Source organism: Pseudoclavibacter sp. JSM 162008 (assembly GCF_041366455.1).
GTDB lineage: Bacteria > Actinomycetota > Actinomycetes > Actinomycetales > Microbacteriaceae > Pseudoclavibacter.
The window spans coordinates 122,351-135,026 of sequence record NZ_JBEWYX010000003.1 but is presented as its reverse complement, the minus strand read 5'-3'; the positions used below and the strand labels follow the sequence as shown (position 1 = coordinate 135,026).

The following is a 12,676-nucleotide window of genomic DNA, read 5'->3' as shown; positions in this document are numbered from 1 at the left end:
TGCTCGTTTCGCTGGACTTCGCTGTCTTCTGGAGGGCTTGATGTCGGTCAGATCGGTATCCGCGTCGGCGTCGGCGTCCGCGTGGGCGCCGATGGCGATCACGGCGTTTCGCGTGCTGTGGTTCGCGCAGCTCGGCAGCAATATCGGCACCTGGATGCAGACGGTCGGGGCGCAGTGGTACCTCGTCGAGGCTGCCGCAGGTGCAACGGTCATCGCGCTCGTGCAGACCGCGAGCCTCGCCCCGGCGATGCTGTTCTCGCTCCCGGCGGGTGTGCTCGCCGATTCTCTCGACCGCCGCAAGCTGCTCATCTGGGGCTCGACCGCCAGCGCGCTGATCGCCACAGGGCTGACGGTGATCGCCCTCTTCGACGGGCTCACGCCGTGGACGATACTGGGGTTCACCTTCCTCCTCGGCATCACGTCGACCCTGACGTCTCCCGCATGGCAGGCGATTCAGCCCGAACTCGTGCCGCGGGAGCTGATCGGCGCGTCCTCAGCGCTCGGCGGTGTCACCGTCAACGGGGCCCGCGCGGTTGGGCCTGCCCTCGCGGGCGTAGTGCTCTCCATCGCGGGAGCACCGGTGGTGTTCGGCATCAACGCACTGAGTTTCGTCGCCGCCATCGTCGCCCTCTGCTGGTGGAAGAGGCCGCCCCAGGAGGGGCTTGAGGACCGTGAAGCGTTCGGACCGGCCCTGCGCGCCGGCGTGCGCTACGTCGCATCCGCTGGCCTCGTGCGGCGCATCCTTCTGCGGTCAGCACTGTTCGCGCTTCCGGCCAGCGCATTGTGGGCGCTCCTGCCAGTCACCGCCACAGGCCTCGGGCTCGACTCCAGCGGGTACGGTTTCCTGCTCGGAGCCCTGGGCCTCGGAGCGGTCCTCGGGATCTTCGTCCTCCCGTTCGCCCGAGCGCACCTGTCGGACAATGTCGTCATCGCAGCCAGCGCCGTCCTGTTCGCGGCCGGTGCAGTCGCCGCCGCGGTGCTGCCGTTCGGCGTGATGCTGGTGCTGCTCGTCCTGGCCGGCCTTGCCTGGATCGGCACCTTGACGGTGCTGAACGCCGCCCTGCAGCTCACACTCCCGCAGTAGGTGCGCTCGCGTGGCGCGTCGGTCTACATCCTCGTCTTCATGGGAACGATGGCGATCGGGTCGTTCGTCTGGGGCATCGTGGCGCAGCTCATCGGGACGGCAGCCGCACTTGGCGCTTCGGCCGTGCTGCTGCTGCTCGTGGCGGCCAGTGTCCGACTGCTTCCGCTGCTGCCAGGTACGGGCACAGTCGACCGCACCATCTCCCTGACCTGGGCGACCCCCATGCTCGTGTTCGAGCCCGACCCTGCAGACGGGCCCGTCCTGGTGCAGATCTCCTACACGGTCCGTCCGGGGGCGCTTCGAGAGTTCCGCGCTGCCATGCGCCTCGTCGAGGGCTCGCGCCGCCGCACGGGCGGTTCTCGCTGGGGCCTGTACCGCAGCGGTGAGGACGAGGATGTGCAGCTCGAGTCGTTCGTCGTCCCGTCCTGGGGCGAGCACCGACGGCAGGAGACGCAGCGCCTCACGGGGCGCGATCGCGAGATCCGGGCTGCGGCGCTCGCCGTCTGCGACGGCGAGCCGTCGAGCGGCATTACTTCGCGAATGGGGATCCGCAGTCGCACGGGTCCCCATGAGACTATCCACCATGGAAGCCACGAGGACGCGCAGTCGATGACGACACCCAGTGCTGGTCAGCATTGGACGAACTGGGCCGGGTCGCTGACCTACACGGCTCGCGAGATCGTGGTGCCGAGATCGATCGCAGAGGCAGCGAGCGTCGTGGCGGAAGCGGACCAGGTGCATGCGCTCGGCACACGACACTCCTTCAGCGATGTCGCTGATGCCGCGGGCGTGCTCATCGACCTCAGCCGCCTTCCACTGGACCTCGTCATCGATGAGCAGGCAGGAACCGCGTCGATGAGTGCGGCGGTGTCGTACGGTCTCGTCGCCCCGGAGATCGATCGGGCAGGCTTCGCGCTGCACAACGAGGGTTCGCTGCCGCACATCTCCGTCGGCGGGGCGACTGCGACGGGCACTCACGGTTCGGGCACGGCACTCGGTTCCCTCAGCACAGCCGTGCGGTCGTTGGAGATCCTGGGCTCTGACGGCTCGCTGCGAACGCTGACGCGAGACTCGCCTGCCTTCGACGGCTCCGTACTGCACCTCGGCCTGCTCGGGGTCATCACCAGGGTGACGCTCGACCTCGAGCCGAGCTACCGAATGCGCCAGGATGCCTACGGGCCGATGCGCTGGGACACCTACCTCGAATGGCTCCCTCAGATTCATGACTCCGCGTACTCGGTCAGCGCGTTCACGACATTCGACGGAACCGTGAGCGAGGTGCTCGTGAAGACACGAATTCCGGATGGGGCTGAGAATACGGAAGTTGCTGGCATCCTTTATGGCGCTCCGCTGCTCGCCGGAGATCCGGATGGGGCGTCTCACACGGCTCGCGACGGCACGGCGGGTCCATGGTGGGATCGGCTTCCGCACTTCCCGGTCCACGCCGCACCCAGCGTCGGATCCGAGCTCCAGAGCGAGCACTTCGTGCCGCTCCGACACGCGACCTCGGCTCTCGAGGCCGTCCGGGCAGCTGCGACGCGCCTCCAGCCGCTCCTGCACGTGTGCGAGCTGCGGACCATGGCAGGCGACAACCTCTGGCTCAGTCCGAGCCAGCGCGAGGACGTTCTCTGCATCGCCTTCACCTGGAAGAAGCTCGCTGAGCCCGTCTCGGCCCTGCTCGCCGAACTCGAGAGGAAGCTCCTGACGTTCGATGCGCGGCCGCACTGGGGCAAGCTCAGTCTGCTCGATAGCACTGAGATCGCGGCGCTCTACCCGTTGCTCCCGGAGTTCCGCGAGCTGGCATCCGGTATCGACCCGAACCGCAAGTTCTCCTCGTCCTTCGGTACGCGAGTGCTCGATATCTGAATGGCTCGTGGAAAGGCTTTCTCGGATTCGGCGAATGCGGTCTGAATGCCCGTTCACGCGGAAGGTCCGGAAATCAGCCCTTCCGTATTCGAAGAAGGCTCCTTAGACTCGGACACGTTGCCCCGAAGCACCAATCGCAGGAGACTCCCTTGCCGAAGTCATCCAACGCTCCGTCAGAACCTCCCCTCGACGTTCCTGGCCGCCGCGCCCGTCGTGCGCGCGAGCGCCGTCGCGCCAGACTCCTCGCCGTGCCGGTGGTCGCCGCGACGCTCGGGTTGATCGCCGCCGCTTCCATCGGCGCCGCCGCCGTGACCGGTGCCGTGGATGACGGACAGTCGACCGTTCCGGTCGTGAGCTCCGAGAAGACGGACGGGGTCACCTACACGGTCTCCGGGAGCGTGCCAGGGCAGCTCATCGGAACGCGCGATCTGCCCGTGGTCCAGAACGCGGCAGCAGGCTCGACTGACGGCACCGCAGCGCCCGGAGTCCAGTGGCCGGTCGACATGAGCGTCGTGAGTATCTCCGACGGGTTCGGCCCGCGCAATTCCCCGTGCTCCGGATGCTCATCCAACCACCGCGGACTCGACCTCGCTGGCCCACAGGGAACGCGGGTCGGCAGCATCGCGAACGGGATCGTCATCGAGTCCGTCCCGACAGACAGCGGCGGACTCGGCGCCCACGTGGTCGTCGAGCACCGGATCGACGGCTTGCAGGTGCGATCCGTGTACGCCCACTTCGTGGCCGGGTCCCCAGCGGTGAAGGTCGGCGACCAGGTCAGGACGGGGCAGCTGGTCGGTCTCCTCGGCAACACCGGCGCATCCACCGGGCCGCACCTCCACCTGGAGACCATCGTCGACGGGGCCCACGTCGACCCCCAGAAGTTCCTCAACAAGTACGCGGACGGTGTCGCAGTCGACATCTTCGGCGAGGTCCCGACGTGGAATCCGCCGACCGGTGACCCGGACGAGAAGGACTACTGGGAGCAGAACGAGGACACACGCGTGCCACCGGCCGACGCCGTGCCTGACACGACCCTGCCTGCGGCCACCCCTCCGGCGTCGACGCCGCCGAAGGGCACCAGCACACCGACGGCACCGCCGACGCAGAGCAGCTCTCCGACACCTCCGCCGCCTTCGACGACACCGAGCGGAGAGCCCGAGACGGCGAGCCCCGAACCCTCGCAGTCTGCGAACCCGACACCGCCGAGCTCCTCGACGGAGACGAAGACCGAGTCAACCTCCGAGACAACGAGCACACCGAAGTCCTGAGCCAGCGCTCCCCCCGGGCAGCAGCCTGACCGCCCTCGCGCGGTGTTCTCCGAGGATTCTCGATGCGCAGCCCTAATGTAGCTGTGGTGGACCGCTCGAGCGGTCCCCGGCGTGAGCCGAGAGCAGCGAGGATGGGCCGACTTTGATCCGCACGTACAGTGCTCCGCGAGCCGATTGGCGAGCGCGCTTCGACTCCATCGGCTTCACGTTCTACGACATGGAGTCGGAGGGTGGTCGACCGTACTGGCAGGAGGAAGCCGCCTACGGCTTCTCCGGCGCCGAGATCGACGACTTCGAGCAGGCGACCGCCGAGCTCTTCCGCCTCTGCATGGAGGCTTGCGAGCGCATCGTCCGTGACCGTCGCTTCGAGGAGTTCGGCATCCCGGTCGAGCTGTGGGACCTGGTCGAGAAGTCCTGGGACGAGGACGACCCGACGGTCTACGGACGCTTCGATCTCGCCTACGACGGAGCCGGCACGATCAAGCTGCTCGAGTTCAACGCGGATACCCCCACGTCGCTCGTGGAATCCGCAGCTGCGCAGTGGCAGTGGCTCGTGGAGACCAGAGGTGAGCGCGCCGACCAGTTCAACCTCCTCCACGAGCTGCTCGTCGAGCAATGGGTGCACATCCGCATGCAGCGGTGGTTCCTGCCGCAGGGAGCCCGACTGCACCTGGCCTCCCTGCACGATGACGGCGACGGGCAGCTGATCGTCGAAGACGCGGATACGGTGAGCTACATGGCCGAGACGGCGCGTCTCGCCGGCTTCGACGTCAAGCAGATCTACATGGAGGACGTCCAGTTCGACGAGGCCTCGCACGGATTCGTCGACGGCGACGGGGAGCGGATCGACCGCATCTTCAAGCTCTACCCCTGGGAGTGGATGGTGCGCGAGGAGTTCGCGACGTACTTCCCGACGACACGCGCGACGACGGCCTGGGTCGAGCCGATCTGGAAGATGCTGCTCTCCAACAAGCAGCTGCTGGTCGTGCTGTGGGAGCTCTTCCCCGACCACCCGCTGCTGCTGGCCGCCTACGCGACACCCGAGCGGCTCCGCGGGCGCTCGTATGTCGAGAAGCCGAAGCTGGGGCGTGAAGGCGCCAACGTCACGATCTACGATCTCGTCGGGCGCAAGACCGCCGAGAACGGCGGCGACTACGGGGAAGAGGGCTTCGTCTACCAGGAGCGTGCTCGGCTGGCGAACATCGACGGGAAGACCGTCATCATCGGCTCGTGGGTCGTGGGCGAGACACCAGCCGGCATCGACGTGCGCGAGACGAGCGGCCCGATCACGGGCGACCTCGCCGAGTTCGTACCCCACTACATCAGCGATCGCGAGGAGCGGCCATGACCTACGAACCGAAGCTGCGGCGCAGCACCGGCGTCACCCTCTCGGGGATCACGCGTCCCTCGACCACCAAGACGGTGGGAGCCATGGGGGTCGCCACCGCGATGATGTTCCTCGCGGGTTGCAGCACGGTGCCCGACGAGGGCATCGTCGTCGAGGGTGCTGATGGGGAGAACTATGTGCTGCCCGAGGGAGCTGAGCGGCCCACGTACTCGTCGAAAGAGGACTGCCTCGCCGACGTGAACGAGCAGATCCAGCTCCTCGAGCAGGAAGGTGAGCAGGTGGAAGGCGACGCCGAGTCGCTCTGTGAGTCGTCGAGCAGCTACGGAACGCACTACAGTTCCGCGCTGTGGCTCGGACCGGTGCTGTTCGCCTCATCGCGCTGGAACAGCACGCGCGTGAGCTCCTGGGCGCCGGTCACCTCCGGAGGCTTCGCGGCGCCCGGCTCGGCCGCCCACTCGGATGTGGCGCAGCGTGCTCCGGCGGGGGCGACCGTCGGGTCGCGGGCCCCGTTGAAGAACGGGTTCGGCTCGACCGGGAAGTCGGGTTTCGGCTCGACGGTCAAAGGCAAGGCCGGGGGAGGCAGCTCGACCGGGGGCTGACCCAAGGCCCGTCCCGGCCGGGCGCAGCAGAATGGATGCATGACCGCTGCGCGTGTACTTCGTTACGACGACATCGAGCCGATGCCCTGGCGCAACGGACAAGGCGTGACGCGGACGCTGCGGGCCATGTCGGATGTCGGGGGATGGGCGCTGAGCATCGCAACGATCGAGGGACCGGCTGCGTTCTCCGTCATCCCGAGCATGCAGCGGGTGCAGCTCGCCATTGATGCGGTGCGTCTCGAGATCGAGGGCGACGAGGTGCGGTTGAACAGCGGAGAGCAGGTGCGCTTCACCGGCGAGCAGCGCGTGACCGGTGCATCCGCCGCCGTGTCTTCGCGGGTGCTGAACCTCATGTATGCCGATGGCGCGCCGGAACTCCGGCTCGTCGTCGCTCGGACCGTGCCGCAGATTCCCCGAGCGGCCGAGGCAGTGGTCGTTCTGGCCGGGTCGCTCGAGACGGGAGACGAGACGTTGGGCCCCCTCGACTCGGTCCTCTTCTCGGGGTCGCCAGATCATTCGCGCGACTTCGCTGGTCGGGGGGCGTTCGCGGTCGTTCTCCCGCGCAGCTGAGCGCGGTTGGGGCAGAACACCAACCCGGTCGTCCGAACCCAGCGTGCCTCTTGCCATTCACTGACATCTTCGTTTTACTGAGTGCAACAAGGCTGACGGACATCACGACGTCGGCAACCGCGCCCGCCTGCGACGAGGGAGTCACGTTGGCCGAACCATCGACGCGGACCGTCGAACGAGCACTGAACCTCCTCGCGTCCGTCTGCGAGCGGGACGGTCTGAGCCTGGCGGAAAGCGCGCGCCTCGCCGACCTCTCGCCGAGCACCTCCCTTCGGCTCCTTCGAACGTTGGAATCGGCCGGATTCGTGAGCCGCGACGACCAAGGAGACTTCCGCGCGGGGAGTCGCATGGTCCAGCTCGGAGCGCGAGCCCTCTCGAACGACAACCTCGCGCAGCTCTCTGCGCCCGCAATGAAGCTCCTCGCGGAGACGACCGGCGAGTCGGTCTACCTGTGCGTCGAGGGCCATGCGGAGCAGGCGCTGTACATCGCCATCCACGAGGGCACGCACTCGGTGCGCCATACGAACTGGGTCGGGCGCACCATCCCCCTCGACGGGTCCGCGTCCGGCCAGGTTCTTCGCGGCGAGACCCCGCCGATCGGCTACGTGACGGTCGAGCGCGGCATCGAGCCGGACGTCACCGCGATCGCAGCTCCGGTGGAGCTCCATCATCGCGTCCTCGGTTCAGTGAGCCTGCTGGTGCCGAGCTACCGAGTCACGTCGAGCAGAGCGGCCCGCTTCGGCGAGCTGCTCACCGACGCCGCGGCGAGCATCGAGCGAAGCCTCGGCACACCACCGCAGGAAGGGATCTGAACATGAACACGCACAAGAACATCAGGGCAGCACGCGGCACGCAGCTGACCGCGAAGAGCTGGCAGACCGAGGCACCGCTTCGCATGCTCATGAACAACCTCGACCCCGAAGTGGCCGAGCATCCAGAGAGCCTCGTCGTCTACGGCGGCACGGGCAGAGCCGCACGCAGCTGGGAGGCGTACGACGCCATCGTTCGCACGCTCACGACACTCGAAGACGACGAGACGCTCCTCGTCCAGTCTGGGAAGCCGGTCGGCGTCTTCCGCACACACGAGTGGGCTCCTCGCGTGCTGATCGCGAACTCGAACCTCGTCGGCGACTGGGCCAACTGGCCCGAGTTCCGGCGCCTCGAGGCAGCTGGCCTCACGATGTACGGGCAGATGACGGCGGGATCCTGGATCTACATCGGCACGCAGGGGATCCTCCAGGGGACCTACGAGACGTTCGCTGCCGCCGCCGAGAAACGCTTCGGCGGGACGCTCGCGGGGACCCTCACGCTCACGGGCGGCGCTGGAGGCATGGGAGGCGCGCAACCCCTCGCCGTCACGATGAACGAGGGCGTCGTCCTCATCGTGGATGTCGACGCCAGCCGCCTCGAGCGGCGAGTCCAGCACGGCTACCTCGACGAGATGACACACGACCTCGACGACGCCATCGAGCGTGTGCTCGCCGCGAAGGAAGCCCGCCAGCCCCGCTCCGTGGGCGTCGTCGGCAACGCGGCGACGATCTTTCCGCTGCTCCTCGAGCGCGGCGTCGCGATCGACATGGTCACCGACCAGACGAGCGCGCACGACCCACTCGCCTACCTCCCCGAGGGGGTGGGCGTCGAGGAGTGGAAGGCCGAGGCCGGACGAGACCCGGTCGGCTTCACCGAGCGAGCCCGTGCGTCCATGGCCAAGCAGGTCAAGGCGATGGTCGAGTTCCAGGATGCCGGGGCCGAGGTCTTCGACTACGGCAATTCGATTCGCGCGGAGGCGAGACTCGGCGGCTACGAGCGGGCGTTCGATTTTCCTGGATTCGTGCCAGCCCACATCCGCCCCCAGTTCGAGGAGGGGCGCGGCCCGTTCCGGTGGGCGGCGCTCTCCGGCGACCCCGCCGACATCGCCGTGACGGACCGCGCGATCCTCGAGCTGTTCCCGGATGACGAGCGCCTGCACCGCTGGCTGAAGGCCGCGGGGGAGAAGGTGCGCTTCGAGGGTCTGCCTGCGCGCATCTGCTGGCTCGGCTACAAGGAGCGTCATCTGGCCGGACTCAGGTTCAACGAGATGGTCGCGTCCGGCGAGCTCTCCGCGCCCGTCGTGATCGGCCGGGACCACCTTGACTCCGGCTCGGTCGCCTCGCCCTACCGCGAGACCGAGTCGATGAAGGACGGCTCGGATGCCATCGCCGACTGGCCCCTGCTGAACGCCCTGCTGAACACCGCCTCCGGCGCAACCTGGGTGTCGCTGCACCACGGCGGAGGCGTCGGGATCGGCAGATCGATCCACTCGGGCCAGGTCATCGTCGCCGACGGCACGGATCTCGCGGCGCAGAAGATCGAACGCGTCCTCACCAACGACCCAGGCACGGGAGTCATGCGCCACGTGGATGCCGGCTACGAGCACGCCGCCGACATCGCGAGGGAGCGCGGACTGCGCGTCCCGATGTGGGAGGGCGAGTGACCCATCATCGCACCGCGCTCCGGCTGCTCGACGAAAGCTGGATCTGGGCCGACACACTCGTGCGGGGTGCGGACACGGTGCGGTCCGTGCGACTCAAGAACGAAGCGGGCGTGCTGGTCGACGAGCAGGTGGGCGTGCGCGCGCAGGACGATGACCTCGTGCTCGGCACCGCCTTCCCCGCGTTCGGCAACGCCCACTCGCACGTCTTCCACCGCCTGCTGCGGGGGCGCACGCACGCAGACGGTGGCACCTTCTGGTCGTGGCGAGACAAGATGTACGCCGTGGCGGGTGCGCTCGAGCCACACGCCTTCGAGCGCATCGCCACCGCAGGTTTCACCGAGATGGTCGCCAACGGATGGGGGGCTGTCGGGGAATTCCACTACGTGCACCACCGCGCGGATGGCGAGTCATACCCTGACCACGACATGGAGTTGGCGCTCGCCAACGCCGCACGGAGAGCAGGCATCCGCCTGACACTGCTCGACACCTGCTACCTCACGGGGTCCATCGGAGCGGACCTCTCGCCCCAGCAGCGGAGGTTCGGAGACGCGGACGCAGAGCGCTGGCTCGAGCGGTGGTTCCGTCTGCGAAGCCGCCTCGCATCCACACACCCCGAAGTCCTCCTGGGAGCGGCGATCCACTCGGTTCGGGCTGTCCCAGCCGACGCGATCGCCAGCATCGTCCGAGGGCTCCCGACCGACGTGCCACTCCACATCCACCTCTCAGAGCAGGCCGCGGAGAACGAGCAGAGCCTGACGGCCTACGGTCGGACGCCGGCGAACGTGCTCGCGGATGCCGGTGCCCTCTCCAGCCGCCTGAGCGTTGTGCACGCGACGCATCTGACCGACGACGACATCACGCATCTCGGGGAGACCGGGGTGCACGCCGTGTTCTGCCCGACCACGGAAGCAGACCTCGGCGACGGCATCGGCCCGGCCACCGAACTGGTCGCAGCCGGCGCACGTCTGGCCGTCGGGTCCGACCAGAACGCGGTGGTCGACCCGCTGCTCGAGCTGCGCGGCCTCGAAGCCGGGGAGCGACTTCGCTCCCAGACCCGAGGCAGGTTCTCACCGCAGGAGCTGCTGACGATCGGCACGCAAGGCGGGTACTCCTCGCTCGGCGTCCCAGCGCCCGGCGCGGTCGGCGGTCCATTCGACTTCGTCGAGGTGGACTCGTCCTCGGTCCGCACGGCAGGCTCGATGCCGCCTCAGCTGCTGCTCGCCGGGACAGGGAGCGACGTGGTCCGAACGATCGTGGGCGGGCGCGTCGTCTACGACCGCGGCAGGGACGGGCCGCGGCTTGCACACGCAGCCGCCGAGCTCGCGCGCTTCGCCGCCGATCCGGCGTCACGATCCGAAGGAGCCTCATGACCTCGACCGTGTTCACGAGCATCGGCGAACTCACGACCAACGGCGACGATGGCGTGCTGAGCGATGCCGCCCTCGTCATCGACGGTGACCGGGTTGCGTGGATCGGTCCGACCATGCGGGCGCCCGCGGCAGACCGCCGTGTCGACGTCGGCGGCCGTGCCGTGCTTCCGGGCTGGGTCGACTCGCACACGCACCTCGCGTTCGCCGGAGACCGTTCGACCGAGTTCGCGGCACGCATGGCGGGGGAGGCGTACGCGGCCGGCGGCATCAGGGTGTCGGTCGAGCGAACTCGTGCCGCCAGCAGTGAGGAGCTGCGGGCGCTCATGGCCGAGCGCGTCCGCGCAGCCAATGTCGGAGGCACGACCTGGCTTGAGACGAAGACCGGGTATGGGCTCGACGTCGAGACCGAGGAGCGCTCCGCCCGCCTTGCGGCCGAGATCTCCGACGACGTCACCTACCTCGGCGCCCACGTCGTCCCGGAGGGGTGGCATGCCGACGACTACGTGGGGCTCGTCACGGGCCCGATGCTCGACGCCGTCCGCCCGTACGTGAAATGGATGGACGTGTTCTGCGAGCGCGGCGCGTTCGATGAGGAGCAATCGCGTGCTGTGCTGCAGGCGGGCCGTGATGCAGGGCTGGGTCTGCGTGTCCACGGCAACCAGCTCGGTCCGGGCCCCGGGGTGAAGCTCGCCGTTGAGCTGGGGGCCGCGAGCGTCGACCACTGCAACTTCCTCGACGACGAAGACATCGACCTGCTCGGGGCATCGGCCACCGTCGCCACGCTGCTGCCGGCGTGCGACCTGTCGACACGGCAGCCGTTCCCACCGGCAAGGGCCCTGCTCGACGCGGGCTCGACGGTAGCCCTGGCGAGCAACTGCAACCCGGGCACCTCGTACACGACCTCGATGGCGTTCTGTGTCACCACGGCCGTGCTGCAGATGCGGATGACCGTGGAGGAGGCGGTCTGGTCCGCCACGATGGGCGGGGCGATCGCGCTCCGGAGACACGAGGGTGAACTGCCCGTCGGCGCGCTGGTGCCAGGCTCTCGTGCGGATCTCCAGGTGCTGGACGCGCCCTCGGTCACGCACCTCGCCTACCGCCCGGGCATGCAGCTCACCCACTCTGTCTGGCAGGCCGGGCAGCGCATCGTGTGAGATCGCGGCGCCTCGACGACGTCACGGGTGGATCACTCCCACCGCAGCACCAGCCGCCAGCCGTCCGGGTCCCTTCGCAGGTCGAAGAGGGAAGCCTCGCCGTCGGAGCCATCACGTTTCGCGCTGACGCGCCAGAACTCGGTGTCGAGGCGAGACGGGTCACCCTCGCCCGTCCACCACCGTTGCTGCACGCGCCGGTAGAACGCCTGCGGCAGACCGTGCACGACGTAGGCGAAACGCTCCCACCAGAAGACGGACGGGAGCTCGTCGACGAGTTCGACCTCGATGGGGTCGTTCAGCGCTGTGGTCATGTCGGAACCCTCGCAGGAGCCACCGACATTGACCGGCGGGGTCAGCCCTCGAGGTCGTCGACCCCAGGCAGCCAGCTCTTGCCGGGCCCGCCCCAGCTGCGCTTGCGCATGACCTTGAACGCATCCTTGTACCAGGGGTGCTCCAGACGATCCGCGTAGATGACGCCGTTGAGGTGGTCGAACTCGTGCTGCAGGATGCGCGCGAACCAGCCTTCTGCCTCGATCTCGTACTGCTCGCCCTCGAGATCGGACGCACGCAGGAGCGCACGCTCCGATCGTCGCAATGGGTAGCGCTCGCCGGGGAACGAGAGGCACCCCTCGGATTCGAGCTCGTCGTCCAGCTCCAGCAGCGACTCAGGTGCGGCGGGAGTCACGTACAGCTCCGGGTTGATGGCGACACCGCGATGCATGGTCCCGTCGGCGTCCTCGTACGAGTACACGAAGAGGCGCTTGCCGACGCCGACCTGCGGGCCTGCGAGGCCGACACCCGGCGCTGCATCCATCGTCTCGAACATGTCCGAGACGAGTTCACGGATCTCGTCGGTGATGTCGCCCACCGGGGCTGCGGGCTCGTGGAGGACGGGCTCGCCGTAGATGCGAATTGGGAGAGTTGTCATCCCATCAGCGTATCTT

11 protein-coding genes and 1 pseudogene are annotated in these 12,676 nt (G+C 68.2%); 10 read left to right on the top strand and 2 right to left on the bottom strand.

The genetic code is table 11. The annotated features are described in order from the left end of the window. Positions 1–40 precede the first annotated feature (40 nt). The 10 genes and pseudogenes from ABVF28_RS03435 to hutI all read left to right on the top strand — a co-directional run. Positions 41–1,555 (top strand): annotated as a pseudogene (locus ABVF28_RS03435) (MFS transporter); the annotation flags it as partial. 69 nt (positions 1,556–1,624) lie between these two features. Then, a complete protein-coding gene (locus ABVF28_RS03430; RefSeq protein ID WP_371029570.1) occupies positions 1,625–2,950 on the top strand; it encodes an FAD-binding protein in 1,326 nt (441 codons plus the stop codon). Between the two features lie 149 nt (positions 2,951–3,099). Continuing rightward, positions 3,100–4,218, top strand: coding sequence for a M23 family metallopeptidase (locus ABVF28_RS03425; protein WP_371029494.1), 1,119 nt, complete (start codon positions 3,100–3,102; stop codon positions 4,216–4,218). 142 nt (positions 4,219–4,360) lie between these two features. Beyond that, positions 4,361–5,566, top strand: a complete 1,206-nt coding sequence (locus tag ABVF28_RS03420) for a glutathionylspermidine synthase family protein (RefSeq protein ID WP_218854932.1) — start codon at positions 4,361–4,363, stop codon at positions 5,564–5,566. Continuing rightward, complete coding sequence (locus ABVF28_RS03415) at positions 5,563–6,165, top strand: hypothetical protein (protein WP_371029493.1); 603 nt, start codon at positions 5,563–5,565, stop codon at positions 6,163–6,165. The genes ABVF28_RS03420 and ABVF28_RS03415 overlap by 4 nt, the downstream gene beginning before the upstream one ends. A gap of 39 nt (positions 6,166–6,204) precedes the next feature. After that, entirely contained in the window at positions 6,205–6,735 is a 531-nt protein-coding gene (locus tag ABVF28_RS03410) for a HutD family protein (RefSeq protein WP_371029492.1), read from the top strand. A 146-nt stretch (positions 6,736–6,881) separates the two neighbouring features. Continuing rightward, on the top strand, positions 6,882–7,547 hold the full coding sequence (locus tag ABVF28_RS03405; RefSeq protein WP_371029491.1) for an IclR family transcriptional regulator: 666 nt from the start codon (positions 6,882–6,884) through the stop codon (positions 7,545–7,547). A gap of 2 nt (positions 7,548–7,549) precedes the next feature. Next, positions 7,550–9,208, top strand: coding sequence for a urocanate hydratase (gene hutU, locus ABVF28_RS03400; protein WP_371029490.1), 1,659 nt, complete (start codon positions 7,550–7,552; stop codon positions 9,206–9,208). Continuing rightward, entirely contained in the window at positions 9,205–10,578 is a 1,374-nt protein-coding gene (locus tag ABVF28_RS03395; RefSeq protein ID WP_371029489.1) for a formimidoylglutamate deiminase, read from the top strand. The genes hutU and ABVF28_RS03395 overlap by 4 nt, the downstream gene beginning before the upstream one ends. Further along, positions 10,575–11,732: an imidazolonepropionase gene (hutI, locus tag ABVF28_RS03390; RefSeq protein ID WP_371029488.1), complete on the top strand. Its 1,158-nt coding sequence runs from the start codon at positions 10,575–10,577 to the stop codon at positions 11,730–11,732. Before ABVF28_RS03395 ends, hutI begins: the two co-directional genes overlap by 4 nt. A gap of 32 nt (positions 11,733–11,764) precedes the next feature. On the opposite strand, the gene ABVF28_RS03385 is transcribed toward hutI, so the two are convergent. Beyond that, positions 11,765–12,043 (bottom strand): hypothetical protein, encoded by a 279-nt coding sequence (locus ABVF28_RS03385; RefSeq protein WP_104312085.1) that lies wholly within the window; start codon positions 12,041–12,043, stop codon positions 11,765–11,767. Between the two features lie 41 nt (positions 12,044–12,084). Beyond that, positions 12,085–12,660: a peptide deformylase gene (gene def, locus ABVF28_RS03380; RefSeq protein ID WP_104312084.1), complete on the bottom strand. Its 576-nt coding sequence runs from the start codon at positions 12,658–12,660 to the stop codon at positions 12,085–12,087. Positions 12,661–12,676 lie beyond the last annotated feature (16 nt).

Excerpts from the sequence above, each read along its gene's own strand:
- def (WP_104312084.1), bottom strand. The coding sequence starts at position 12,660 with ATGACAACTCTCCCAATTCGCATCTACGGCGAGCCCGTCCTCCACGAG.
- hutU (WP_371029490.1), top strand. The coding sequence starts at position 7,550 with ATGAACACGCACAAGAACATCAGGGCAGCACGCGGCACGCAGCTGACC.
- ABVF28_RS03430 (WP_371029570.1), top strand. The coding sequence starts at position 1,625 with ATGGGGATCCGCAGTCGCACGGGTCCCCATGAGACTATCCACCATGGA.
- ABVF28_RS03410 (WP_371029492.1), top strand. The coding sequence starts at position 6,205 with ATGACCGCTGCGCGTGTACTTCGTTACGACGACATCGAGCCGATGCCC.
- ABVF28_RS03415 (WP_371029493.1), top strand. The coding sequence starts at position 5,563 with ATGACCTACGAACCGAAGCTGCGGCGCAGCACCGGCGTCACCCTCTCG.
- hutI (WP_371029488.1), top strand. The coding sequence starts at position 10,575 with ATGACCTCGACCGTGTTCACGAGCATCGGCGAACTCACGACCAACGGC.
- ABVF28_RS03385 (WP_104312085.1), bottom strand. The coding sequence starts at position 12,043 with ATGACCACAGCGCTGAACGACCCCATCGAGGTCGAACTCGTCGACGAG.